At 45.1% G+C, this 23,885-nt stretch carries 23 protein-coding genes and 1 tRNA gene; 12 read left to right on the forward strand and 12 right to left on the reverse strand.

Annotated features, from left to right (window positions below):
* Positions 1 to 572: 572 nt before the first annotated feature.
* The 4 genes from AAEU32_RS07765 to coaBC all read right to left on the reverse strand — a co-directional run bounded on the left by AAEU32_RS07765 (position 573) and on the right by coaBC (position 4,864).
* Positions 573 to 1,937 (reverse strand): MBL fold metallo-hydrolase RNA specificity domain-containing protein, encoded by a 1,365-nt coding sequence (locus tag AAEU32_RS07765; protein WP_421969960.1) that lies wholly within the window; start codon positions 1,935 to 1,937, stop codon positions 573 to 575.
* A gap of 120 nt (positions 1,938 to 2,057) precedes the next feature.
* Positions 2,058 to 2,762, reverse strand: coding sequence for a 16S rRNA pseudouridine(516) synthase RsuA (rsuA, locus tag AAEU32_RS07770; RefSeq protein ID WP_421969961.1), 705 nt, complete (start codon positions 2,760 to 2,762; stop codon positions 2,058 to 2,060).
* Positions 2,763 to 2,991: 229 nt separating this feature from the next.
* Positions 2,992 to 3,579, reverse strand: coding sequence for a nucleoid occlusion factor SlmA (gene slmA, locus AAEU32_RS07775; protein WP_421969962.1), 588 nt, complete (start codon positions 3,577 to 3,579; stop codon positions 2,992 to 2,994).
* A gap of 97 nt (positions 3,580 to 3,676) precedes the next feature.
* Positions 3,677 to 4,864 (reverse strand): bifunctional phosphopantothenoylcysteine decarboxylase/phosphopantothenate--cysteine ligase CoaBC, encoded by a 1,188-nt coding sequence (gene coaBC / locus AAEU32_RS07780; protein WP_421969963.1) that lies wholly within the window; start codon positions 4,862 to 4,864, stop codon positions 3,677 to 3,679.
* A gap of 128 nt (positions 4,865 to 4,992) precedes the next feature.
* Here coaBC and radC point away from each other — a divergent pair, with 128 nt between their 5' ends.
* The 3 genes from radC (at position 4,993) to rpmG (ending at position 6,350) form a co-directional block, all read left to right on the forward strand.
* On the forward strand, positions 4,993 to 5,667 hold the full coding sequence (gene radC, locus AAEU32_RS07785; RefSeq protein ID WP_421969964.1) for a RadC family protein: 675 nt from the start codon (positions 4,993 to 4,995) through the stop codon (positions 5,665 to 5,667).
* Positions 5,668 to 5,945: 278 nt separating this feature from the next.
* Positions 5,946 to 6,182: a 50S ribosomal protein L28 gene (gene rpmB, locus AAEU32_RS07790; protein ID WP_138508549.1), complete on the forward strand. Its 237-nt coding sequence runs from the start codon at positions 5,946 to 5,948 to the stop codon at positions 6,180 to 6,182.
* Between the two features lie 12 nt (positions 6,183 to 6,194).
* Positions 6,195 to 6,350, forward strand: coding sequence for a 50S ribosomal protein L33 (gene rpmG, locus AAEU32_RS07795; protein WP_099643121.1), 156 nt, complete (start codon positions 6,195 to 6,197; stop codon positions 6,348 to 6,350).
* A gap of 104 nt (positions 6,351 to 6,454) precedes the next feature.
* Here the strand turns inward: rpmG and AAEU32_RS07800 are convergent, their stop codons facing one another.
* Positions 6,455 to 8,293 carry a cation:proton antiporter gene (locus tag AAEU32_RS07800; protein WP_421969965.1) on the reverse strand — a complete coding sequence of 613 codons (1,839 nt, stop codon included), beginning with the start codon at positions 8,291 to 8,293 and terminating at the stop codon, positions 6,455 to 6,457.
* 525 nt (positions 8,294 to 8,818) lie between these two features.
* Here AAEU32_RS07800 and putP point away from each other — a divergent pair.
* From putP to AAEU32_RS07815, 3 genes are read left to right on the forward strand one after another with little or no spacing between them, the layout of a single operon-like run.
* The gene (gene putP, locus AAEU32_RS07805) at positions 8,819 to 10,315 is read left to right on the forward strand and encodes a sodium/proline symporter PutP (protein ID WP_421969966.1); all 1,497 of its coding nucleotides are present in this window, start codon (positions 8,819 to 8,821) and stop codon (positions 10,313 to 10,315) included.
* 15 nt (positions 10,316 to 10,330) lie between these two features.
* Positions 10,331 to 11,437: a glutamate 5-kinase gene (proB, locus tag AAEU32_RS07810; protein WP_421969967.1), complete on the forward strand. Its 1,107-nt coding sequence runs from the start codon at positions 10,331 to 10,333 to the stop codon at positions 11,435 to 11,437.
* The gene (locus AAEU32_RS07815) at positions 11,434 to 12,681 is read left to right on the forward strand and encodes a glutamate-5-semialdehyde dehydrogenase (protein ID WP_421969968.1); all 1,248 of its coding nucleotides are present in this window, start codon (positions 11,434 to 11,436) and stop codon (positions 12,679 to 12,681) included. Before proB ends, AAEU32_RS07815 begins: the two co-directional genes overlap by 4 nt.
* A 66-nt stretch (positions 12,682 to 12,747) precedes the next feature.
* Here the strand turns inward: AAEU32_RS07815 and AAEU32_RS07820 are convergent, their stop codons facing one another.
* The 4 genes from AAEU32_RS07820 to AAEU32_RS07835 form a co-directional block, all read right to left on the reverse strand.
* On the reverse strand, positions 12,748 to 13,962 hold the full coding sequence (locus AAEU32_RS07820; protein ID WP_421969969.1) for a methyl-accepting chemotaxis protein: 1,215 nt from the start codon (positions 13,960 to 13,962) through the stop codon (positions 12,748 to 12,750).
* A 123-nt stretch (positions 13,963 to 14,085) separates the two neighbouring features.
* Entirely contained in the window at positions 14,086 to 14,787 is a 702-nt protein-coding gene (locus tag AAEU32_RS07825) for a glycerophosphodiester phosphodiesterase (protein WP_421969970.1), read from the reverse strand.
* Positions 14,784 to 15,647 carry a DMT family transporter gene (locus tag AAEU32_RS07830; RefSeq protein ID WP_421969971.1) on the reverse strand — a complete coding sequence of 288 codons (864 nt, stop codon included), beginning with the start codon at positions 15,645 to 15,647 and terminating at the stop codon, positions 14,784 to 14,786. The genes AAEU32_RS07825 and AAEU32_RS07830 overlap by 4 nt, the downstream gene beginning before the upstream one ends.
* 314 nt (positions 15,648 to 15,961) lie before the next feature.
* Positions 15,962 to 16,037, reverse strand: a tRNA-Ala gene (locus tag AAEU32_RS07835).
* 152 nt (positions 16,038 to 16,189) lie between these two features.
* Between AAEU32_RS07835 and AAEU32_RS07840 the strand changes: the two genes are divergently transcribed.
* A complete protein-coding gene (locus AAEU32_RS07840) occupies positions 16,190 to 16,582 on the forward strand; it encodes a hypothetical protein (RefSeq protein WP_421969972.1) in 393 nt (130 codons plus the stop codon).
* Positions 16,582 to 17,145 (forward strand): prolyl-tRNA synthetase associated domain-containing protein, encoded by a 564-nt coding sequence (locus tag AAEU32_RS07845; RefSeq protein WP_421969973.1) that lies wholly within the window; start codon positions 16,582 to 16,584, stop codon positions 17,143 to 17,145. The genes AAEU32_RS07840 and AAEU32_RS07845 overlap by 1 nt, the downstream gene beginning before the upstream one ends.
* Here the strand turns inward: AAEU32_RS07845 and AAEU32_RS07850 are convergent.
* A complete protein-coding gene (locus tag AAEU32_RS07850; protein ID WP_421969974.1) occupies positions 17,088 to 18,233 on the reverse strand; it encodes an MFS transporter in 1,146 nt (381 codons plus the stop codon). The two genes, AAEU32_RS07845 and AAEU32_RS07850, sit on opposite strands and share 58 nt — an antisense overlap.
* A 215-nt stretch (positions 18,234 to 18,448) precedes the next feature.
* On the opposite strand from AAEU32_RS07850, the gene AAEU32_RS07855 reads away from it, so the two are divergent.
* The 4 genes from AAEU32_RS07855 (at position 18,449) to AAEU32_RS07870 (ending at position 21,849) form a co-directional block, all read left to right on the forward strand.
* A complete protein-coding gene (locus AAEU32_RS07855; protein WP_421969975.1) occupies positions 18,449 to 18,991 on the forward strand; it encodes a DUF2058 domain-containing protein in 543 nt (180 codons plus the stop codon).
* A gap of 144 nt (positions 18,992 to 19,135) precedes the next feature.
* Positions 19,136 to 19,450, forward strand: a complete 315-nt coding sequence (locus AAEU32_RS07860; RefSeq protein ID WP_421970096.1) for a c-type cytochrome — start codon at positions 19,136 to 19,138, stop codon at positions 19,448 to 19,450.
* Between the two features lie 127 nt (positions 19,451 to 19,577).
* Positions 19,578 to 20,354 (forward strand): class II aldolase/adducin family protein, encoded by a 777-nt coding sequence (locus tag AAEU32_RS07865; protein ID WP_421969976.1) that lies wholly within the window; start codon positions 19,578 to 19,580, stop codon positions 20,352 to 20,354.
* A 319-nt stretch (positions 20,355 to 20,673) separates the two neighbouring features.
* Positions 20,674 to 21,849, forward strand: a complete 1,176-nt coding sequence (locus AAEU32_RS07870; RefSeq protein WP_421969977.1) for a mandelate racemase/muconate lactonizing enzyme family protein — start codon at positions 20,674 to 20,676, stop codon at positions 21,847 to 21,849.
* A 69-nt stretch (positions 21,850 to 21,918) separates the two neighbouring features.
* Here the strand turns inward: AAEU32_RS07870 and AAEU32_RS07875 are convergent, their stop codons facing one another.
* Complete coding sequence (locus AAEU32_RS07875; RefSeq protein WP_421969978.1) at positions 21,919 to 22,296, reverse strand: hypothetical protein; 378 nt, start codon at positions 22,294 to 22,296, stop codon at positions 21,919 to 21,921.
* A complete protein-coding gene (locus AAEU32_RS07880; RefSeq protein WP_421969979.1) occupies positions 22,289 to 23,869 on the reverse strand; it encodes a S41 family peptidase in 1,581 nt (526 codons plus the stop codon). The genes AAEU32_RS07875 and AAEU32_RS07880 overlap by 8 nt, the downstream gene beginning before the upstream one ends.
* Positions 23,870 to 23,885 lie beyond the last annotated feature (16 nt).

Below are 23,885 nucleotides of genomic sequence, written 5' to 3' on the forward strand. Positions count from 1 at the left end.
ATAGGATCTCTGTTACAGCAACAAAATGTAATGAAATATTCTTGTTGAAGTTGTGAGCTGCGGCCTTTTGTTAGTTCGCTATAGGGCATATTCAGTTCCTTTGAATATTTGCATCTCTTAATTATAGCTAATTTGATTAAATATATTGTCAGGCTAAAGCCTAACCTACAAGGTATGTTGGTATGTTGGTATGTTGGTATGTTGGTGTGTTGTAGGCAAGGCTTCAGCCTCGCTTTGTGGAATGAGGGTTTGTTTGGCTGTCGCCAAATTGTCAGGCTAAAGCCTGACCTACAAGGTGTGTTGGTGTGTTGTAGGCAAGGCTTCAGCCTTGCTTTCTGGAGCCGTGCATTGTCAGGCTAAAGCCTAACCTACAAGGTATGTTGGTTTGTTTAGGCAAGGTTTCAGCCTTGCGCTTCGGTGCATTGTCAGGATAAAAGCCTGACCTACAAGGTATGTTGGTTTTTGTAGGCAAGGCTTCAGCCTTGCGCTTTGGTGCAATGCATTGTCAGGCTAAAGCCCGACCTACACGGTATGTTGATTTGTTGTAGGCAAGGCTTCAGCCTTGCGCTCTATCATGTGGCGATTTCTATTTTTGTGTCTGAGCTAAGTGCTTCTGCCAGCTTCTGTGCAAGTGCCGCTTTCGCATCGTCATCACCATGTACTATTTTTATGTGGCTTGGTTTTTTCCTCATACCCGTCACGAAACGTACCAAACTCGCTTGGTCGGCATGAGCACTATAGCCAGAAATAGTATGAATGTGCGCGCGTATATCTATGCGGCGATTATTCAACATCACATAGCCACCGCGCGGGCCATATTTTTGTATCTCTCGCCCTGGTGTCCCCTTGCCTTGATAGCCAACAAAAATAACGTCTGCTGTAGGGTCTTCTAAAAATGCATCGAGATAGTTCACAATTCGCCCGCCGCTGCACATACCGCTCGCTGCAATAATAATGGCGGGTTTGTGTCGGCGCTTTAAGTAGCTCACAACACGCTCATGCTCTTGGTGGCTATCTACGGTATATAGGTGTTCAAAACTAAGAGGATGGCGACCTTTTGCTATTTTGGCTTTGGCTTCTTTATCCCACAGGGTTTTAAACCTTCGGTATTGGGCGGTGAAGTTAGCAGCCATAGGGGAGTCGACAATAACTTCTATTTCATGCCAAAAAGAGCGCTTGGGCGCGCTATAAATAAGTTGTTCTAATTCATAGAGCAACTCTTGTGTACGGCCAATACTAAATGCGGGGATCAATACCACGCCATTGTCTGTTACGGCGCGTTCAATCACTTTTTTTAGGCGTTGCGCTCGAGTTTTGCGCCCTTCGTGCAAGCTATCGCCGTAGGTAGACTCAATCACCAAAGTGTCTGCTTTATAGGGCGCTTTCGGCGCAGGTAAAAGCGGTGTGTAAGGGGCACCTAAATCACCAGAAAAAACCACTCTGTGTGCATTTGCACCTTTACCAACATCAATTTCAACATACGCTGAGCCAAGAATATGCCCAGCACGTTGAAAACGAAACTTTACGCTTGGGCAGACATTTTCTAAGTTGTGCCAAGTGTTGAAGGGCAAGGGCTTAAGTAGTTTTTGTAGCAGTTTGATGCAGGTTGCAACAAGCTCAGGGTCTTGTGTTACACCTATCTTCAGCGCATCTTCTATAACTAAAGGGAGCAGAGCTGCGGTTGCCTCAGATGCATAAATAGGCCCTTTAAAGCCCTCAGCGAGCAAGTAAGGGATGCGACCAACATGGTCAATATGGCAGTGGGTAACAATGAGTGCCTGAGCGCGACTTATATCAAAATTAATGCTTAAGTCGCTCTTGGCTTCAAGGCCTTGAAACATCCCACAGTCAATTAAAAGCGATTGTTCTTCACTGAACACTAATTCGTGGCAAGAGCCAGTGACGCCTTTTACGGCACCATGGTGAATCACTCGCATAGGTACTCTCCTTGTTAGTGACTAGAGCGTGTTAACCTTTGCAGCTTGGTTTGAATGAAATTCATACTGCAAAGGTCACCTCTACTATAGAAGGGCACCTAGGTGTCTGTAAATAAGCGGTTATTTAGCGAGGTTTATTTCTTCATCATTCAGCTGGCGATATTCACCAGGGGCCAAGTCATCATCAAGCACAATTCCTGCAACCGCTTCACGGTGTAAGGTCACAACTTTATTGCCCACTGCAGCGAGCATACGCTTAACTTGATGGTATTTGCCTTCAACAATATGCAACCTGATTTGATAAGGAGCGAGCACTTCTACTTTTGCAGGCTGTGTTAGCTCACGCTCGCCATGCAGTTGCACGCCAGTTTCAAGAGCATCAATATCATCCTCTGATAGTGGTTCGGCAATTTCTACCAAGTAGGTCTTAAATTTTTGTTTCTTAGGGCTGGTGATTTGATGTGTCCATTGTCCATCATTACTAATAAGTACCAGTCCAGTTGTATCAATGTCTAAACGCCCTGCGATATGAAGCTCGCCCAAATTAGGTTCTTCGAGCAGCTCTAGTACAGTAGCATGCAGATCATCGCTGTTAGCGCACACAAAACCTTCAGGCTTGTTGAGCATAAAGTAGCGCATACCTTGATACACTAATACCTCGCCATCAAGCATGATTTCATCTTGCTCGGTAATTGGTTTGTCTAATTGCTTTGTTATTTCGCCATTCACGGTTACACGCTTTTTCTTGATTGCAGCTTTTGCGTGAGTACGAGGAATTTCACCCAAGTGGCTAATAAATTTATCTAAACGGCAAGGAAATTTCATGATGAGGCGCTATACAGAGATATTAATGGCGGGAGTATAGCGCAAGGACTAATGTGAAAACAGCGCAGATTATGTGCCAGGCCAAAGCCTGATCCACAAGGTATGTTGTTTTTTGTAGGCAAGGCTTTAGCCTTGCTCTTTGGTGCAATGCATTGTCAGGCTAAAGCCCGACCTACAAGGTGTGTTGTTTTGTTGTAGGCAAGGCTTCAGCCTTGCTCTTTAATCTTGGTTACAACCAGATCTTTTGTAGCTCTTGCCACTGTTTATCAAACTGGGTGCTTGGTTTGGCGGTGAAGTTTGAGCGTACAAACTGGTTCATCTTACCTTCTACATAAGCTAGGAATAGATTGGCAAGCGTCGCTTCGTCACTGGCAAAGGCTTTGCCTTCACGTAACTTGCGCTCGCGCAGTACCTGTTTGAACTGAGTTTCTAATTTTTCGAATAAACTTTGAATACGATCACGGAGACGTTCATTTTCACCTTGTAGCGCATCGCCGGTAAGGATGCGTGTGATCCCCGGATTTTTCTCGGCAAAGGCAAGTAGTAACATCAAGATGTTATAAACACGGCTTTGTGTTTCTTTTTCGTTTTCTAAGATGATGTTGATACGAGAAAGTAGGGTGTCTTCGATGAATTCAATGAGCCCTTCAAACATGCGGGCTTTACTAGGGAAGTGGCGGTAAAGAGCTGCTTCAGAAACACCCACCTCTGCGGCAAGTTTTGCGGTCGTGATGCGTTGACCTGGGCTGGTCTCCAACATTTGTGCAAGTGATTGCAGAATCTGCTCTTTACGGTTAGTGCGACGAGTAGCAGCCATGACGTTCCTTAGTAATGCTTAATTTAGTGGTCTTTGACCTTTATTATGAACGCCATCTTAATAGTTTCTGAAATCCCTTTCCAGTCTTTTAATTACTTTAAATTAACTTTGTAGCTATCTCTTTCATGACAGTGAGTGCTAACTTACTCTTGTTCATCAGGCCCAAGCTCACTTCGTCATGGGCGCTAAATAAAGTAAGGGCATTGTCATCGCTGTTAAAACCTTGGCCTTGAACTGATACGTCATTGGCACAGATCATATCCAAGTTTTTGTTCTTTAATTTACCTTTGGCGTAGGTGGCCACATCTTGAGTTTCTGCAGCAAAGCCCACGGTAAAAGGTCGATTTTGAGTCAAAGCAGCTACATCAGCAATAATGTCAGGGTTTTTTACTAGCGTGAGTGTTAACTCATCGCCTTGTTTTTTCATTTTTTGTTCGGCGATATCTGCAGCTCGGTAATCAGCGACCGCGGCACACCCAATAAAAATGTCAGATTGAGGGGCTAGGGTAAGCGCTTGGTTATGCATATCCAGTGCGCTTTGCACAGCAAAGACCTGTGCGTTAGCTGGCGCTTTAATGTTTACTGGGCCAGAAATTAAGTTAACGTTAGCGCCCAAGGCGAGAGCCGCTTCTGCGAGGGCATAGCCCATCTTTCCAGAGCTGTGGTTAGAGATGTAGCGTACTGGGTCCAGAGGCTCGCGGGTGGGGCCAGCAGTAATGGTAACGGTTTTACCTTTGAGTAATTGCTCAACGGGTTCAGCACACACTAATTCAACCAACTCCATTGGTTCAAGCATACGTCCAGCGCCCACATCGCCACATGCCTGCTCGCCACTACCAGGTCCCCAAATTTGCACGCCTCGTGCGTTTAGGGTGTGCAAATTCGCTTGCGTAGCCGCGTGTGCATACATTTGTTGGTTCATAGCTGGAGCTATTGCCACATCGGCGTCTGTTGCCAGTAATAAGGTAGTGAGAAGATCATCAGCGATACCCGCAGCCATTTTGGCGATGATATTTGCGGTTGCTGGTGCAACTAAAATAAGGTCAGCCCATTTAGCAAATTCAATGTGGCCCATGGCCGCTTCAGCTTGCGGGTCTAATAATGAATCAGACACCATCTCGCCAGATACTGCTTGCATCGTTAAAGGAGTAATAAAATGTTTGGCGCTGTCAGTCATGACTACTTTGACTTCACAGCCGCGCTCTTTGAGGCGACGAGTTAATTCAGCACATTTGTAGGCGGCGATGCCACCACTGATCCCAAGGACCACTTTTTTATTTCGCATAACGAGCAGTAACTTTTGTTTATCTTCGAGCGGTATCAAGTACCTACAATGATGTAGAAGATACCAGATGTGGCGTGTTTGCACTATAGTTTAGCAAAGGACAAACACGCTAATTACAAGGAGTGCTTATGCGATTAATGGATATTCCAGAGTCTCAAAGACCAAGAGAGAAGTTACTTTTACTAGGTGCTCGCTCGTTGAGTGATGCCGAGTTACTGGCTATTTTCTTTCGCACTGGTATCAAAGGAGTCAATGCCATTGAGCTGGCTCAGCAAGTGCTTACGTTAAGCCAAGGGCTGTCCCCTTTATTGTCTGCAAGTCACGATGAATTTTGCCAACTAATGGGGATGGGAACGGCCAAGTATGCGCAACTACAAGCCGCGATTGAATTATCTAAAAGGCACTTACTGACTGATTTGCAAAGAGATACCGTATTCAACTCTCCTCAGGCTGTAACTGATTTTCTCAAACTGGAACTCAAAGGGCAGCAACGAGAACTCTTCTTAGTGATGTTTTTAGATACGCAAAATAGGCTCATTACCCATGAAGTGATGTTCCAAGGAACCATAGATGCGGCATCTGTTTACCCTCGAGAGGTGGTCAAAGCGGCACTAAAATATAATGCTGCTGCGGTTATCTTTGCACACAATCATCCAAGTGGGATTGCTGAGCCAAGCCAGGCAGATAAGCTGATCACCAATAAACTCACCCAAAGTTTGGCGCTGGTGGATATTCGCGTGCTTGATCACATTGTCGTCGGTGGTAGCACCTGCATTTCTTTTGCACAAGTGGGCTATTTATAGCGTGGTAAATGTTAAACAAATCAGAGATAAAGAGAACGTTGGCAGATAAGGCTGCGTTTAGTGCAATTTAAATGCAGTTTTTGCTTTCCCTTTGCTGCCTAGATCTTTATAATTGGCCGCTATCAAAATTCATACATGAGCTGATTCTTAGATCAGATTCCTTGATCTTTGCCTGTCTATGCTGTATAAAGAGCGCCCTTCGATTTATCCCGGGGCAGTATACAAAAAGGCCATAAGGGAAAATTAAGCTCGAGCGAAGTTATTGGAGATAAATAGACATGTCTAAAGTCTGTCAAGTTACAGGTAAGCGCCCAGTGGTAGGTAACCACCGCTCACACGCGCGCAACGCGACTAAGCGTCGTTTCCTACCTAACCTACAAACTCACCGTTTTTGGGTTGAAAGTGAAAAACGCTTTGTATCACTACGTACTACTACTAAAGGTATGCGTATCATCGACAAAAAAGGCATCGACGCGGTACTAGCTGATATCCGTGCTCGCGGCGAAAAAGTTTAAGGAGCCTGAGTCATGCGTGATAAGATTCGTCTAGTTTCAACTGCCGGTACTGGTTATTTCTACACTACCGACAAGAACAAGCGTAACATGCCTGAAAAAATGGAGATCAAAAAATACGACCCTAAAGCTCGTAAGCACGTGATCTTCAAAGAAGCTAAAATCAAGTAATCTGATTTACAGCTTAAAAGCATATGCTAAAAAACCCGACCTAGTGTCGGGTTTTTTGTTTTCATAGAGTGGCGATGCTAGTGAGCTTGTCTGCATCGCTGCCATTAAGCTGGCAGCTGTGGGTTTTTTGTTGCTGGTGCTTTATCTTCTTTGATCACCGACATCTTGGGGGGTTGTAGCGCAACTATTTTCTCTCCTTGCTCAGGCGGCCGTTCCATCTGTTCGGTAATAATGCGCACCATTTTCTCACTACCAATAATAAATAGTGGGATAGCCTCACTGTTCATTTCTTTATATTGCTGCCAATCAAACTCTTCACTTAAGCGGGTAGCGCTAACTTTGCCGCCTTTAGCGATAAGGCTACTGAGTTTGGCATAAGAGCCATTATCACCAAAGAGGATTTGGCGAGATAAAAATGTCGCACTGTCTTTATTGGCTTTGGCATGGTTCTGTGAAGATTTTAAAGAGAATACCTTGTTCTCACCGAGTAGGTGACTGAAATACTGAATCCCCAGCGCATTGTGGTGACGGTTGGGAGACAATGCTAATACCTTACTCAAATTTGTCAGTGGTAAATAACGCTCGGCATGCTCAGATTGTGGGTTACCGTAATAGCAAGGTAGGCCATCCATACGTGCCATTTTGCAGTTCTCCCATGCAGGATCTGAGAGGTGCACTTCTATCTCTTGCTCTTGTAAGCCGCGCGCGATTGCGCGTGATACGTGGTTTGCACCAATAATAAGAATTGTTGACGGTGCCGGTTGGCGAACCCCAAGTAACTTAGCAAGTGGAATTGCCGTTAAACTATTAAGCACCACAGTTACAATAATGACTGTAAAAATCAGCGGCACCATCTTATTTGCATCGACAATACCCGCCTCAGCCATACTCAACGCAAACACTGAGCCGACGGCCGCTGCAACGATACCACGCGGTGCTATCCATGCCAGTATTAGGCGCGATTTAATCGGTAAGTCACTGCCAAAGGTTGAAATGAAAATATTCAGTGGGCGAGCAATGAACAACACAATGGCCAAGAAAATAAACACTTGCGAGTCCAATGCTAGTAAATCTTCTAGCTTTAAACGCGCTGCCAGTAAGATGAATAAACTGGAGATTAAGATCATCGATAGATCTTCTTTAAATTCAAGTACAGAGTCTATTTCTAAGTCATCTTGATTGGCCAGCCAAATACCAAATACGGTCACCGCTAACAAGCCAGATTCATGGCTAAGATGGTTTGATACGGTAAAACTGATAAGTACTAATGCAAGAATAAAAAACTTGTGTAGCTCATACGGGAGCCATTCACGGCGGATCAACACGGTGGTGATCCAACCTGCCGCTGCACCTAATGAAAAACCCACACTTAAGGTTGTGACTAAGGCCCCCAAGGTATGACTAAAAACGCCGCCACTGGTGCCAACTAGCATCACCGCTTCAAATACTAAAACCGCAAACAAAGCACCTATAGGGTCAATCACTATACCTTCCCAGCGCAGCACTCTGTCGATGTCTTGTGTTGGTCGCATCGCATTAAGCAATGGCGCTATTACTGTGGGTCCAGTAACAACGAGTACCGCCCCCAGAACAGCAGCAACGCGCCAGTCTAGCTCGAGCAAGCCATAGGCACTCGCTCCGATCACTGCAAAGGTGGCTAACATACCCACAGAACATAAATTTCTGACCACTTTGCCAATACCTTTCAATTCTCGAAAGTGCAAAGTGAGGGCACCTTCAAAGAGAATAATGGCAACGGATAACGACACCACAGGGAAGAGCAGATCACCGAGTAGCTCATCAGGCTTTAATAGTGACGTCGCTGGGCCAAGCAACAACCCTGTTAAGAGAAGAAAGAGAATAGCAGGAACACGAAAAGCCCAGGCGAGCCACTGTGCAAATACGCTACATAAGGCAATTCCTGCGATGTAAATAGCTGACATAAATACCCTTTAAGTCAATCAGTGGAATGTAAGTATGGGGTAAGGATGCAGTAATAACAACGTGCTGTCACTAGGTTAGGGATGGTTTTTGGTTGTTTTTGTTTAGGGTACAAATAAAATGTGTATATTTAATAATTATACGTACATTAATTTGTTTTTAGGCGAAGTGTTTATTGTGGTTGTGCCAATAAAAAGTTCTTTAAATTATAGTGTTTTAGCATATATTTCGACTAGATTTATCAGTTTTCGGTTGATTTTTTAATCTAGATCCGCATAATATTGCTTCGAACACGAAACATTAGAGTGCTAATTAATTGTGGTTTGGGATGGTTAATACCGCACTGCGTTTATCGCATAAACCACAACTGTTAGTGCTTTCCTTTTAATTAGTTGGACATGCTATGCCCGTACAGTATTTACGTACATGGGTAGGGTAAAACGCATTTAAAAAACGGCGTCATTACTGGCGGCTTTTTTATGTCCAAGACAAAGTCCACCTTACAGGGTGTACAGGAAGTTTAAGGAATGCATTTTTATACATACCTCTCTTTAGCTCTTTATTTTATTGCCATGCTTGGCATCGGCTTATTTGCTTATCGCAATTCAACGAGTGACATATCGGGTTACATTCTCGGAGGTCGTAAAGTAAGCCCACATGTTACAGCTCTTTCAGCGGGCGCATCTGATATGAGTGGCTGGATGCTTATGGGACTGCCGGGTGCCATGTTTTTAACTGGCTTCGATACTGTATGGATAGCCGTTGGTTTGGTTGTTGGCGCACTTGCTAATTATTTGCTCGTTGCACCGCGACTGCGTGTGTACACCGAAATGGCTGATGATGCATTAACATTGCCGGACTTTTTCGACAAACGATTTAAACGTGAGAACAGTGCCATTCGCGTCATCTCTGCGGCGGTAATTATCCTGTTCTTTACTCTGTACACATCTGCAGGGATCGTTGCCGGTGGTAAGTTGTTTGAGTCAGCTTTCGGCTTGAGTTATCACATTGGTTTAGTTGTCACAGTATCGGTAGTGGTAGCTTACACCCTACTTGGTGGCTTCTTAGCCGTGAGCATGACGGACTTTGTTCAAGGCTGCATCATGTTCGTCGCGCTGATTTTGGTGCCTATTGTTGCCTTTATGCAGTTTGAAAACAGTGCGCAGATGTTTGCTGCAGCGCAGCAAAGCATCCCAACGTGGAGTGAATCGTGGCAAAGCATCACTGTTTTGGGAATTATCTCAAGTCTTGCGTGGGGTCTAGGTTATTTTGGTCAACCTCACATCATCGTGCGCTTTATGGCGATACGTTCGGTGGCTGATATCAAAACGGCTCGCAACATTGGTATGAGCTGGATGACGGTGACCATTATTGGCGCCCTTGCGACAGGCCTGGTGGGCGTGGCGTATGCAAATCAATTTGGTTTGCAAGTGAGCGACCCTGAAACAATTTTTATCTTGTTCTCAGAAATTTTGTTTCACCCGCTTATCAGTGGTTTTTTATTGGCAGCAATCTTGGCTGCAATAATGAGTACGATTTCATCACAACTATTGGTGTCTTCTAGCTCATTAACAGAGGACGTATACCGTGCCTACAGTAAAAAAGAAATCGACCAAGGCACGTTAGTAAAAGTAGGTCGTGTTGGGGTGTTTGCTGTTGCCCTCGTAGCCACACTGTTGGCATTGGATAAATCAAACAGCATTTTATCGCTGGTGAGTAACGCTTGGGCTGGCTTTGGTGCCGCGTTCGGACCACTTGTTTTGTTCAGTCTATGTTGGTCAAAAACGACCTATGAAGGCGCACTAGCGGGGATCGTTGTCGGTGCAGCAACTGTTCTGTTTTGGATATTTGCACCAGTACTTAGTGACGGGAGCACGCTAAGTAGTGTGATGTATGAAATTGTTCCTGGATTTATTGCAAGTTCAACTGCCATCGTATTGGTAAGTAAGTTTTCGCAAGCACCGACGAGTGACGTGCGCGAAACATTCCATGCGACAGAGCAAAAACTTGAGCAACTTAGTTAAAGGATAATTTACCTAATGCAAAATTTTAAATGGCAACGCATCGTACTAAAAGTAGGCAGTGCCTTGATTGCACCCGAGCAAAATGGCTGTAGTTCGCGCTATTTACTCACCATCGCTCAGTTTATTGTTCGCTGTCGCGCTCAAGGCATTGAAGTGATCCTTGTGTCATCAGGCTCAGTAGCCGCAGGCTCGCACCTATTCCCTGAAGATAAGCCGCGCTCAGTCGCATTGAAAAAAGCCATGGCGGCAGCAGGGCAAATGGAAATGATGGCGACTTGGGATCGTTTTTTCGACTTCCCTTCGGCGCAAATACTGTTAACTCACGGTGACTTACGTGACCGTGAGCGTTACAAGAGTATTCGTGAAACAATTTTCACTTTACTTGATCATGGTATTTTGCCGATTATCAATGAAAACGACACAGTAACGACCGATGATCTTAAGGTGGGTGATAACGACAACTTATCAGCAATGGTTGCCGGTGCTGCAGACGCCGATGCCTTGATGATTTTCTCTGACGTTGACGGTTTGTTTGATAAAAACCCGAACCTACACCCTGACGCAGTGTTGTTGCCAGAGGTTGAGGAAATCAACGAAGACATTTATGCCATGGCTGGGTGTGCCACCAGTGCTGTGGGCACAGGCGGTATGAAAACGAAAATTGAAGCGGCCGAGAAAGCCACTTCGCACGGTATTACTACCTTTATTCTAAATGGTTTTAAGGACCAAACATTTAATCGTTTACTTGAAGGTGAAAATCCGGGCACTATCTTTAAGCCGTATGAAAAACCAATGCAAGAGGCTATTCACTGGCGCACGCATACGGCGAGCGAGCAAGGGGAAGTGGTTGTTGAGGGCAATTTCAATGAACCATTAGATGAGAACAGCGAGCAACTCAACCCGCACGAGATTATTGAAGTTCGCGGTGAATTCTCCGTAGGTGACACCATTTTAGTGCGCAGTGATGATGGGACCAAGATAGCGAAGGCAAAAGCCAATTACAGCAGCTGTTTGCTAAGCTTTATTGCAGAGAATGAAAGCAGTGAGTTTAGTGAGGAAGTGCAAGATTCTATCGGCCCAATTATTTCAGATGAAGATATAGCAGTATTGGAGAAATCATGAGTTTAATTAAGGATATTTCAACTCAAGCAGCAAAAGCAGCGAAAGTGCTAGCGCTACTTGATACCGACACTAAGAACACCGTGTTAAAAGACATGGCGAATGCCTTGCGTGCTAACAAAGAGCAGATCAAAGCACATAATGAGACAGACTTAGCCAATGCTCGCGACAACAATTTACCCGCAGCGATGGTTGACCGCTTAACGCTGACAGACGCGCGCATTGAAGATATGGCCGAAGGCATTGAAGTAATTGCTGAACTTGATGATCCTGTAGGCCAGTTACGTCCAATGGGCGAGCGTCCAAATGGCATTCAAATTAATAAAATGCGTGTACCGCTTGGCGTGATTTGTATGATTTATGAAGCGCGTCCAAACGTGACTGCTGACGCGGGTGCGTTGTGCTTTAAATCCGGTAATGCGGTTATTCTGCGCGGCGGTAAAGAGGCGCTAGGCTCAAGTATGGCCATCGCAGAAGTGCTTCATAGTGTGCTTGAAAAGCATAATCTGCCTAAGGCATTGATCTCAGTGATCCCAAATCCTGATCGTGGCCTGCTGATGGAGTTAATGCAGCAACGCGACACGATTGATTTGATCATTCCACGCGGTGGTGAAGGGCTAATCAACTTCGTAACAGAGAACTCGACTATTCCTGTTATCCAGCACTTCAAAGGCGTTTGTCACCTGTATGTAGACAAAGATGCAGACGTTGATATCGCTTTGAATTTGCTACTTAACGGTAAAACGCAGCGAACGGGTGTGTGTAATGCACTTGAAGGTTTAGTGGTACATCAGGACATTGCTGATACGTTCTTGCCGATGGCTGCAAAAGCCTTGGCTGAGAAAAACGTGCGTATCAATGCCGACAGCAAAGCAGCTCAGTATTTTGACGGTGCTAACGTGATTGCTGATGACGAGTTTGGCGAAGAATACTTAGACTTAGAAATTGCCGTGCGCATCGTTGATGATTTTAATGGTGCAGTTGAGCACATTGACAGTTTTGGTAGCTTCCACACCGAAGTTATTTGTACTCAAAACGAGCAAACTGCCACACTATTCCAGCGCAGTGTTGACGCGTCGGTGGTTATGGTTAACGCCTCATCACGTTTCTCTGACGGCTCACAACTGGGCCTAGGTGCTGAAATTGGTATTGCAACGACCAAGTTACATGCATACGGACCTATGGGTCTAGAGTCGTTGACGACTGAAAAATACTTGGTCAATGGTGTGGGTCAAATCCGCAACTAACATTGCAGATAACGAACAAATAAGTATTCAAAAGCCGCGATTACGCGGCTTTTTTCGTTTATTCGGTTATTTTACGAAGCGCTGTAAGTCGCCCTGAGTGGTACGCGTTAGGTGTTCTGAACGGGCGCATTGCAGTGCTGCTTCATCAATTTGTGCTTTGGCCTGTTCGCCTAGGTGACGAATTTGGTCAACCGAGGTTTGTGTGTTGGCTTGCGTTTGCTCTAATTCATGTACCGCAGCAACAATTTCTTGTAGCTGTTGTTGGTTACGCTCAAAGTCATTTACAAGTTGAATAAAGCCTGTGGCCGTAGCATTAATGGCATTCTCGGCTTGTGAGGAATGGTCAATCAGCAGCTCTGACTCTTGGTTGGTATCAGCAACCAAGTTATTCATCTGGTTAATAAAATCACTTATTTGCCCTGTCGCATCACTGACTTTTAACGACAGGCTACGCACTTCGTCAGCGACCACAGCAAAGCCACGACCTGCTTCACCTGCTCGTGCAGCCTCAATTGCGGCATTCAATGCTAATAGGTTTGTTTGGTCGGCAAAGCCCTCGACCATTTTCAAAATGTTGCGAATGTTCTCAGAGTTTTCTTTTAAGCCCGTGACCGTCTGTGCAAAGCGTCCCAAAAGTTGCGTGATTTGCTTGATTTGCTCTACCAGTTGCGTGAGCTCACCAGAGGAGTTTTGTACAAAGACAAGGTTGTCGCTATTGGCGCTAAATACGGTGTCAGTATTGGTGACGATCTGTTCTAAACTTTGGGTCACTTGGGTAGTACTTGCTGCGATTTCATTGCTAAATTGCAGCTGTTGCGCGCCTAAGTCTGCGGTGTTTTGCATTGATAAATTCACGCTTTGGTTACTGTTCGCAGCTTCTTCGGCACCTTGGTAGGTTGACGCTAATAGCTCACCTAAATGGTGAACAAACCGGTTATATTGCTGACTTAATTCACGAAATTCATCGAATGTGAATTCTGGCAATCGCGCATTGAGGTTGGCATCTTGTTGGTTTATTTGAATCAATGTATCGCGCATCGATTGGACTGGTCGCACAATGAGGTGGCGCATATAAAACACGGTAAATATAAAGCCGCCGACAACCAAAATAGTGAGCAATACGAGTAAGCCAATCCCTTCATCGGCCACAGTATCGTACAACCACAATAAAGTGATTAACTGTAATACGAACAAAAAGCTCAGATTGCCGACTATCTTACGTGTCAACGTGAAGAAAAATGTTTGTTCAATGTAGTTATAAATGCCCATAAACCAACTCATGTGATGCGGCTCCACCTGCCTGATAAGCACCATGTTATCCTGCTCAGTATTATATAAAGCAAAATATTTTCAAGTATTTAGCTAATATTGTCTTTTGCGAAAACCGCAAAACCACAGTGTGCTTTAGCCCGTATTTTGCGCTAATACTATTTTAGTGTTGCACGGGTAATTAGTGAAAACGCCATCTAACCCTAGTGCATGCATCTGTAAAATATCGTCGGCTTTATCTACCGTGTATGCATATATTTCTAAATTTCTAGCTCTGGCGTCAGCAACAAACTCATGATTAATGAAGTTTTTATCCACATGCAGACTAAAAGCATTGAGGCGTTGAGCAAATTCAGCATACCCGAGCGGGATTGAAGCCGTTAAAGCACCAATTTTTACCCAAGGAAGGTGTTGCTTCAACCACATCAATTGATGGTGATCAAAAGAAGAGACAATAAGTTGGTCACGGTCCAATAATCCAGCGGTCACACTGTCTTCAATCGTGCTCACGAGTTTGTCTAAAGAGTATGTGTGTTTGAGCTCTAAGTTGAGCATTGTTTGTTTGCTGACCCAACTTATTACATCTTGCAAACCAGGCACGCGCTGGCCCATACCTGCATCGTATAATTGAATATCGGCAAAAGGTGTAGCGTTGACTTTTCCTTGCCCTGAGGTGGTTCTATCGAGCCAAGAGTCGTGGATGATCACGTAGTCATCTAGGCAGCTTTGTAAGTCCAGCTCTATGCCATCAACCCCTATTTCAAGGGCTTTTTGTATAGCTAGTTGCGTATTTTCAGGGTAGTTACCACTGGCACCGCGGTGTGCAAATACTTTCATTGTTTTTGCCTCGATACAGACCACGTTTCAAATAACGCTGCACTGACCACCATTAAACCGCCAATTAAGGTTGTAAAATCAGGCCGCTCTTTAAGCAGCATAAACGCCAAAATGGTTGCATACAAGGGTTGTAAGCAAGAGATAAGTCCAGCCGTTGTTGCGCTCAGCCCTCGTAATGAAGAAGCAAATAATGCATGGGGAGCAGCAGTGAACACAATAGCTACAAGTAGTAATAAGAGTACATCTTGTTGTGCCACCTCAGTGATGGGCACATCCACAAATGCACACAGCATTAACGATGCTATTAAGGTTTGATAGAACATCGTTTGTGGGCCGCTATAGTGAGTAAAATAGCGTTTTTGTAATATATTGCGCATGGCAAAGCACAATGCTGAGAATATTCCTGTGACAATGCCTAACGTGACATCATTACCAAGGTTAGCCTCGGGCACAAGTAAGTAAATCCCCACCATAACGACGATAGCGCTGACTATATCTTTTGCCTTAGGAACCTGCTTACTCAGCAGGGGTTCTATGAGTACGGTTAAAACAGGGTAGCTAAAAAAGGCGATAATCCCTATGGTGATGCCAGCCAGTTGCATGCCCTCAAAATAGGTGACCCAGTGCACCCCAACTATCGCGCCGAGCAATAAAACCACCGCGTAATCTTTACCTTGATTAAGGCGAATTCGAGAGCCTTGAGCGAGCAGTAATAGACACAAAGCGACTGACGCGACGGCTGTGCGATACACGGTTATATCGAGCGCGGATAGATTGATGAGTTTGGCAAACAGCGCGGTTCCGCCAAACAAGAGTACGGCGATATGTAAGTAGATTAAGCTTTGTTTATGAGGGCTCATCGTATTTCAGTAATAGGCTGGCGTAACAGCTTAATAATACGAATAAAAGCACCTAGATGTAAGTCGTAATTGGCATCCGCAAGACTAAAGTCTTGCCTACAAGCTTAAAAAGAGACGACCGACTAGCGGTTTGAGAATACGGGCTTGGATGCCTGACGGCTAAAGGTATTTAAAAAAAGAAAGTGGTGGAGCTAAGCAGGGTGAAAAACGCCCGAAAAAAGCACTGCTTTTTTAGTTTTGAACGCGAGATATGGATATCGAGCCGGGGGATGGGCTTGGATGCCTGACGGCTAAAGGTATTACAAAAAAGAAAGTGGTGGAGCTAAGCAGGATCGAACTGCTGACCTCCTGCGTGCAAGGCAGGCGCTCTCCCAGCTGAGCTATAGCCCCACTTCATTGGGATATTCCCGAAGGAACGATGCGTATTTTATAAATTTTTCTGCGCGGGTCAAGCATCGACCACAAAAAAATTTATTCAAAGTGCCCAATCTGCTCGGCGCTTTGTTACAGTAACCATTAAAGCTAGTTTGAAAGTATAGGTTATGGGCAAAAAATTAAGCACACTTTTTCTGTTGTCAGCGCTTGTGGCATGTAGCTCTTCGCCTGATGAGAAGCCTTATGAAGTAGTTAGTCAGCAGTTTTATGAGAAAACCAATGAGCAAGGGCAGAAGTTATTTGCTTATGTGATGGCGGTAAAAGCAAACAAGCGCACTAATTTGAATATGGATAAACCAGTGAGCCGTTCTCAGCTTAAAAGTTATTTGGAACAAGAACACTTTGATGAATCACCGGCATTGAAACTACAACTCGAAGATGAAGCTGCAGCAGCGTTAAAGAAAGAGTTAAAGGCACGTAATTATTGTCCGCAAGAGTATGACATTAACGAAGTGCTTTGGCGGGATTTTAGTGTGCAGTTACGTGGTCAGTGCAATTAATGCCAGCGTCTATAGAGGCTCTTGATGAGCTGTGTCAGCAATTAGCTATTGAATGCGAAAAACTACCTCACCCGCCATTGGCTACGGCGCAGTGCGCTGATGATATCGCGTTGCACCGTCCTGGGGTGAGACTTAAAAACTTATTTTTGCGCGATAACTACGGGCGACGCCACTTTTTGTTAATAACAAGCCATGATGCGCTCGTTGATTTAAAAGCACTTTCAAAAACTCAGCAGGTATCGCGGTTAGGCTTTGCTTCTGATGAGCGGCTTGAAAAGTTTTTGGGAGTCAAAAAGGGCTGTGTTTCTATGTTGGCATTAATGAATGATCCCCAGTGTCACGTTGAACTATGGCTTGATAGGGCAATATGGAATGAGACTCAACAGAGCACACCGTATCACTGTCATCCTTTTGATAATACGCAAACATGGCTGGTGCCTAAAAAGGCGCTAGAGCAACTTTTTGCACACTGGGGTCATGAGCCTTTGATTTTTGCACACTGGGGTCATGAGCCTTTGATTATAGATGTACCCAAACGCTGCGGCACAACAATAAAGGCGTAACCCATTATACACACCACAACCAAACAGCTTAAAAACGCAAATTCACCATAGGCTTGATACAGCAAACCGGGTAACACTGACCCCAACGCCCCACCACAGTAATAAAAGCTCACGTAAACACCGTTAGTTAAACTCGCGCTTGCACGACTCAGTGTATTCACAAGCGGTGCAGCTGTGGCGTGAATAATGAACATAGACGCGCAAAAGCAAGTAAAGGCAAAGAGGAATAACTCAAACTGTTGCCAGTACATGAGCAAAATGGTCGCCACGTAGAACAAAAACATACCTGCAAGAAACGAGAAAAGCCCTTTGGTGCGCTTATGCAGATAGGGGGTGAGGAGCGTTGCAAGGGCGCCCAGTAAGTAACCGCTGTAAACCAAACCAATATTCTTGGTACTGGTCATGGCATAGGTGCTGCGCAATATGAACGGCAGGTAATTGAGTAATGCAGCAAAGCAAAAGAACATGCAAAACACTGCGCCGTATAAAGTCAGAATTCGGGTATTGGCAAGTGCGGCAACATTACCGCGAAAAGGTGAATGGGCTTGTCGGACTGGGTTCTTTTTGGCAGGGATACATGCGGCAAAAACCAATAATAAGACCGAGTTGAACCAAAAAAAACTTTGCCAGCTTATGTATTCTGTAAACCCCGCTGCTAGCGCACGTCCTAAAAAACCGCCCGCAATGGTGCTGCCAATGTAGCCACTCATTTTTCGGGTAATATCGGCGTCTTTATATCGCAAAGCAATGCTTGCGGTCATCGCAGTAAGTGCTGCAGGAAGCGCAATGCCTTGAATAAGTCGTAGGCTTTGTAACTGCCAAAAGTGCTCTGAAAATGGAATAAGCGCATTGCTAATGGCGAGGATGACCATGACATATTGCAACACCCGATACAGGTTTTTGTTGTTTAAAAGCACACCATATAACAAAGGAGCAATGGCTAGGGGCAACATGGTGAAGGTCATTAATGACCCTGATGTGGCGGGGCTTACCTCGTATTGCTCAGCAAAAAGCGCTAATAATGGCTGTACTGCGTAAAGCACAAAGAAGATAACAACGGAGCAGCACAGCAATAACCAGTACGACATAGCACAGTATCAATTGAACAGTTCAAGCAAAGTGTATCATAGCCTCATAGCTTATCTAGAAAGCATGCGATTAATCAAAATGTTAGTGATTAGTGTATTTCTTACGTAGATGTCACCTTGTTCGGTGTTACGTTTATTTATTCTTAGATGGTCAAAATATGAATTTAATTGGGGTAGAATAATTCTATTCAGTTTGTATGTAATAAGTGACTAAGATGGGTTCGTTACAAGATCAATTACTCAAAGCGGGTTTAACCACAGAGCACAAAGCAAAGTTGGCGAAAACCGAGAAACGCAAAGCGCAGAAGAAAAAGAAGAAGAAAGGCGCAACTAGCGACCAGAGCGATTTGCAAAAGCATATTGAGCAAACAAAGCAAGCGCAGCAAGAAAAAGCGGCTCAACTCAACGAGCAGCGTCAGGCTGAAATCAAAGAGCGAGAGCAAGTTGCGCGCGTTAAACAAATTTTAGAACACCACAATCAGGATGAAATTCGTGGTGAGGTCACGTTCAACTTTACCTACGATAGCAAAATCAAAGAAATTGAGGTTAACGCGCAAACGCAAAAAGCGTTGGCTAGCGGTCGCCTTGCAATTTGTGTTTTAGAAGGTAAGTTTTATGTATTGCAGGATGAACCTGCTCGTAAAATTGCTGAAGTTGATGAAAAGTATATTGTTTTCCATGTTGAAAATGATGACCAAGAAAAAGATGAGGATGATCCGTACGCAGGCTATGAAGTTCCTGATGATCTAATGTGGTAATGCCAATTGGCAGCGTGGCTTTGTGCTCAGTGTCTGTTAATTCTTAGTTGCTACAGTAAAGAACATGGGTCTACACTCATTGCTAGTGGGGTACAAAACGCCCTAATTTTTACCGTCAAAATAAGAGTAAATACTATGAAAAAAATGACAAAAGTACTTATGGGAGCCGGTGCTATTGCAGTTTCTGCGATGGCAATGAATGCACACGCAGCTGATGGTGAGGCTCTTTACACCGCTAAGAACTGCCAAACATGCCATGGCGCTGAAGGTAAAACACCAATTATGGGTATGTATCCAAAATTGGCAGGCCAGAACAAAGAGTATCTTGTTGCGCAGATGAAAGACATCAAGTCAGGCGCACGCAGCAATGGTATGTCAGCAGCGATGAAAGCAATGGTAATGAACATTACTGACGAAGAGTTTGCGGCAATCGCTGATTATCTAGCTGGTGTTCAATAATACTTCAGTAATCGCTAATCAATACTAAGAAACCACCGTTTGGCGAGCTCAGGCGGTGGTTTTTTGTTGCCTCATAAACAACAAGTGTTTAGACTTCTATACATCTATAAAGTAATTGGAGAGACATATGAGTGTGATCCCTCATTTACCCCCTGTGAGCCTCAAAGGTAAAGTCAGTGAACAAGAGTGGCGTTTACGTGTTGATTTGGCTGCATGCTATCGACTGGTAGAGCACTTTCGCTGGGGCGATCTCATCTACACCCATATGTCGGCACGTTTGCCAGGCACCGACGAATACTTGGTGAATGCGTTTGGTTTAAGCTTTGACGAGGTTAGTGCTTCTAACTTGGTTAAAGTAAACCTCAATGGTGATATCTTAGATGATACACCTCATTGCATTAACCCTGCGGGCTTTACTATCCACAGCGCGATTCACGAAGTCCGTGAAGATGCACATTGTGTGATTCACCTACATACCAAAGAGACTATCGCTGTTGCCAGTGTTGAAGGGGGCCTACAACCTTATTCTCAGCATTCTATGTTCTCTTTGCCCTCGTTGTCTTATCACGAGTATGAAGGTTTGGCTGTGAATGACGAAGAGAAAGCGCGCTTGCAGCAAGACTTGGGCACGACAAATCACATGTTGTTGGTTAATCACGGCGGCCTCACTGTTGGTCCTACGGTAGGCGATGCGTTTATGCGTTTTTATGATTTGCAGCGAGCATGTGAAATTCAAGTGGCAATTCAAAGCATGAATCAAGCACCGATTAGGGTGCCGCAACCCATTATCGACAATATTTATAATCAGGCGAATGTTGTACACAGCGGCAGTACTGGAGGTCAACTAGCGTGGCCGGCAATGCTGCGTAAAGCCTACCGTTTAGATCCTAGCTTTGCCGAATAATAGGGGCTGTTGACCTTTGTTGTTCGTTTCTGCAGCAGTATGTAGTGTATTTATATAAGGCCGCACATGTGTGGGGTAGTTATTTTTGCTGCCCTACGGGTTCATCTAAACGCACCCTGCTCTGTGTTGCTCGCTATTTACATAGGCGAGCAAGACCGAAGCAATGCTTCGCAGCATAGCGAGGTGAGTGCATGGATGCACGATGTAACCAAACTTCATGGATGAATTATGCCGTATAGGTTAGTGCTAAATTCATCAAAATGCGTTTAGATTGAACATAAAGTTAACCACAAAGATAAACAGACCCTAAGGAAAGATTATGAAAGTTAATCGCGTTGAAGTATTTGATATTCACTGCCCGGACCGTCCTGCGTGGACGCCGGTATTCGTGCGTATTCATACTGACGAGGGGATCAGTGGAGTCGGTGAAGCAGGCTTAGCATACGACTTGGGCCATAGTGCAGCCGCAGCCATGATTAAAGAAATGGCAGAAGCGTTTTTAATTGGTCACGACCCATTTCAAACGGAAATGCTGTGGTCACGTATGCTCCGCGAGAGCTTTTGGGGCTTAGGTGGTGGGCCTGTGGTGTATGCAGCCATGAGCGCCATTGATACAGCGCTTTGGGATATCAAGGGTAAGGCGCTGGGTTTACCTGTGTATCAACTGCTAGGTGGTAAAGTGAATGATGAGCTGCGCACCTACGCCTCACAGCTGCAATTTGACTGGGACAAAGAGTTTAAAGCGCTGGTGGAGCCTCAAGAGTATGCCGAGGCAGCGCTTAAAGCCATGGCAGAGGGTTACGACGCCGTAAAAGTGGACCCAATTCAGTATGATAAACACGGTAATACCTACTATGACCGCACTAAGATCATCTCTCGTGCGGAAATGAAGTTGTACCGCGCGCGTATGCAAGCAATTCGCGAAGCAGTCGGTGATGAAGTTGATATTATTTTTGAATGCCATAGCTTACCGGGAGCAACATCCGCGATTCAAATCGGCGAAATTGCTGAAGAATTTGATTGTATGTATTACGAAGAGCCAGTGAATTATCTTAACCATTCACTGCATGCCAAGGTCGCTGACAAGGTTGCCGTGCCAATTGCTGGTGGTGAGCGCTTATATAACCGTTGGGGTGTACGTCCTTACCTTGAGGACCAAAGTATCGATGTGTTGCAGCCGGATATCGGTTTGTGCGGTGGCTTTACTGAAACCAAGAAAGTGTGTGATTACGCAGACATTTTCGACGTGCGTATTCAAGCCCATGTGTGTGGTGGCCCCGTTGCTACAGCGGCGTCTTTGCATCTAGAAACTGCTATTCCTAACTTCTTAATTCACGAGCACCACACCTATGCGATTAAGAAATGGAACCGTGAACTGTGTATTCAAGACCCGCAACCCGTGAACGGCAAGTTTAAAGTGAGTGAAGCGCCGGGTATTGGCATTGAGCTCAATGATGAAGTGGTGATGCGCTCAACGCGAGTTGAAATCAAGTAAACGACGTTGCGTTAATACAAAAAGAGCCAGCATCTGCTGGCTCTTTTGCGTTTTAAAGCTACACACGGTTCATTGTTTACACGACAATTGTGGTGCAGCGATAGTTTGCTCTGTGTTGAGGTGACGGATGTAACATTGCGTGCCATCTGTCATCAGCATAAAGCGTTGTGGCATCTCCAGTACCTTGCCCATAATCGGGTTACCGTTTGCATCCGTCATTTTTGGTGGCTCAACGACCAATGAACTCTTATCCATGAATACATTGGAGTTTAAGCGCACCGATTGGCTGTTGAGCATGCCAGCAATCAGTTCAGAAACCTGCTGCTGGCTTGGCTGAGACAACAAGGCAGGCCGCAACTCAGCTGGGAGCTGCTGCGTGGCGTTGCACCCAGCAAGTGCACTTACAGACAGTGCTGATATGAGTGCCATAACGGCTGTTTTAATCATTGGTCGTTCCTTGAGGTAGCGTCAAAATACGATTGTTGCGCAGCTGAGTCTGCCAACGTGGATCGCTAATCACTAGTGCAGGATCGGCGCTAGCACTTTGTACGTCATAACCTTTTAATCCCGAGGTGCTACTTGGAGCAGGGCAGCTTTGGTTGACCCGATAGTTTAGTGCCGCGGCTAACATCGCTTCGTTCGTGTCACCAAGTAAGTTGCTAAAGTCATCTGCTACAGCACAGCCAGTTACACGCACAGGGTTGCGCTCGCTGCTGGTTAGGTTCTGCGGTGCAAATCCCTCAGAATACTCACCAAATCCAGCGTGATTCACACCCGTGAATTGAATCGTGAAAAAGGTGGTATCGCAGTTATCTGTTGGGTAGAAACCATACGGCTTACCACAGGTGTTACCGCCGATAAGGACGACTTCAAAACCACGACTATCTGGAATGCCTCTTAGTCCATTAACCAGAGCTTCACTGGCTGAACAGGTGCGGCTGCCAGCAAGCACAAAGACGCGCTCAAGGTTTAGGCTCGGTAGCTTGGTACCGTCTGTGATTCCTGAGTCAGGATCAAAGCCAATGTATTCATCGATAAATGGGAAAGGTGTGAGCGGTGCTCCTGTAACCGGATTGGTGGTTGGGTATTTGTCGTTAAATATTGTTTGCTCAAAAACGAGATCGCGCGTGTTATCAGCGCCGGCAATCATGTAACCCAGTTGTGCAGCCATAGCAAGATAGCCGCCACCGTTGTAGCGCATATCAATAACGAGGTCTGTAACATTAGCAACATCGAGCTGCCTAAAGGCATCGTACAATTGGCGCTCTGCAGGCGCGTTGTGATCGTTAAACTGGATGTAACCAACAGAACCAGTATTCGTATTGATGGTTTTTACATTCATCACTGGATCTTGAATCACTTCGCCAGAGGTGAGTGATATCCTGCGCTCTTCATTACTGCCTACCAGCTTAAAAGTAAATTCGGTGTTGGTGTTGGCACTAGATGGAAATAACGCACCATTTATCGCATCAACGTTATTACTGTTTACTACGTCAACGCCATTAACCGCGACAATTTCCCAACCACGCTGAACACCTGCAGTGACTGCAGCTGTGTTAGGTTCTGTATAGGTGACTACAACTTCTCGCGGTGGCGCGCCTTTGATGACTTTAAAATTAAAGCCATAACCTAAAGATGCACCGCTTTGTTGCATTTGTTGCCATTCATCAGTGGGAATACTGAAGTGAAAGTTATCCTTGGGCGCACCGGAGCTGGTCGTTTGCTCGGTTTTTAACACATCAAAATAGTCAATTACGCCAGCAATACTGCTTGGGTCGCGGTCAACAATTTCATCGTACCAAAGGTAGGTTTCATTACTCCAAGAGCGAAGCCAATTCTTTTGGTCTAAGGTATTGGCGCATTGGCCTTTGAATTGGTTAGACGAGGCAAACACTCCTGATTGCCAAGAGCTAGAGTTGCCATTTAAGTTCGACTGCTCAGAATCTCCACCCCCACCGCAGGCGGCCAAGGTTGCGCCAAGTGCACATACAACAAGTGACTTACAAAACTGCATAGTCATAATATCAATCCATTTT

The sequence above is a fragment of the Pseudoalteromonas maris genome (assembly GCF_049257235.1).
Taxonomy (GTDB): domain Bacteria; phylum Pseudomonadota; class Gammaproteobacteria; order Enterobacterales; family Alteromonadaceae; genus Pseudoalteromonas.

Bases quoted from the DNA above. Each gene is read 5' to 3' on its own strand.
- AAEU32_RS07825 (WP_421969970.1), bottom strand. From the start codon at position 14,787: ATGAAAGTATTTGCACACCGCGGTGCCAGTGGTAACTACCCTGAAAAT.
- rsuA (WP_421969961.1), bottom strand. From the start codon at position 2,762: ATGAAATTTCCTTGCCGTTTAGATAAATTTATTAGCCACTTGGGTGAA.
- coaBC (WP_421969963.1), bottom strand. From the start codon at position 4,864: ATGCGAAATAAAAAAGTGGTCCTTGGGATCAGTGGTGGCATCGCCGCC.
- AAEU32_RS07800 (WP_421969965.1), bottom strand. From the start codon at position 8,293: ATGTCAGCTATTTACATCGCAGGAATTGCCTTATGTAGCGTATTTGCA.
- AAEU32_RS07860 (WP_421970096.1), top strand. From the start codon at position 19,136: ATGACAAAAGTACTTATGGGAGCCGGTGCTATTGCAGTTTCTGCGATG.
- putP (WP_421969966.1), top strand. From the start codon at position 8,819: ATGCATTTTTATACATACCTCTCTTTAGCTCTTTATTTTATTGCCATG.
- AAEU32_RS07765 (WP_421969960.1), bottom strand. From the start codon at position 1,937: ATGCGAGTGATTCACCATGGTGCCGTAAAAGGCGTCACTGGCTCTTGC.
- rpmB (WP_138508549.1), top strand. From the start codon at position 5,946: ATGTCTAAAGTCTGTCAAGTTACAGGTAAGCGCCCAGTGGTAGGTAAC.
- AAEU32_RS07865 (WP_421969976.1), top strand. From the start codon at position 19,578: ATGAGTGTGATCCCTCATTTACCCCCTGTGAGCCTCAAAGGTAAAGTC.
- AAEU32_RS07870 (WP_421969977.1), top strand. From the start codon at position 20,674: ATGAAAGTTAATCGCGTTGAAGTATTTGATATTCACTGCCCGGACCGT.
- AAEU32_RS07820 (WP_421969969.1), bottom strand. From the start codon at position 13,962: ATGAGTTGGTTTATGGGCATTTATAACTACATTGAACAAACATTTTTC.
- AAEU32_RS07880 (WP_421969979.1), bottom strand. From the start codon at position 23,869: ATGACTATGCAGTTTTGTAAGTCACTTGTTGTATGTGCACTTGGCGCA.
- AAEU32_RS07815 (WP_421969968.1), top strand. From the start codon at position 11,434: ATGAGTTTAATTAAGGATATTTCAACTCAAGCAGCAAAAGCAGCGAAA.
- AAEU32_RS07845 (WP_421969973.1), top strand. From the start codon at position 16,582: ATGCCAGCGTCTATAGAGGCTCTTGATGAGCTGTGTCAGCAATTAGCT.
- AAEU32_RS07855 (WP_421969975.1), top strand. From the start codon at position 18,449: ATGGGTTCGTTACAAGATCAATTACTCAAAGCGGGTTTAACCACAGAG.
- radC (WP_421969964.1), top strand. From the start codon at position 4,993: ATGCGATTAATGGATATTCCAGAGTCTCAAAGACCAAGAGAGAAGTTA.
- AAEU32_RS07850 (WP_421969974.1), bottom strand. From the start codon at position 18,233: ATGTCGTACTGGTTATTGCTGTGCTGCTCCGTTGTTATCTTCTTTGTG.
- rpmG (WP_099643121.1), top strand. From the start codon at position 6,195: ATGCGTGATAAGATTCGTCTAGTTTCAACTGCCGGTACTGGTTATTTC.
- AAEU32_RS07875 (WP_421969978.1), bottom strand. From the start codon at position 22,296: ATGATTAAAACAGCCGTTATGGCACTCATATCAGCACTGTCTGTAAGT.
- AAEU32_RS07840 (WP_421969972.1), top strand. From the start codon at position 16,190: ATGGGCAAAAAATTAAGCACACTTTTTCTGTTGTCAGCGCTTGTGGCA.
- proB (WP_421969967.1), top strand. From the start codon at position 10,331: ATGCAAAATTTTAAATGGCAACGCATCGTACTAAAAGTAGGCAGTGCC.
- AAEU32_RS07830 (WP_421969971.1), bottom strand. From the start codon at position 15,647: ATGAGCCCTCATAAACAAAGCTTAATCTACTTACATATCGCCGTACTC.
- slmA (WP_421969962.1), bottom strand. From the start codon at position 3,579: ATGGCTGCTACTCGTCGCACTAACCGTAAAGAGCAGATTCTGCAATCA.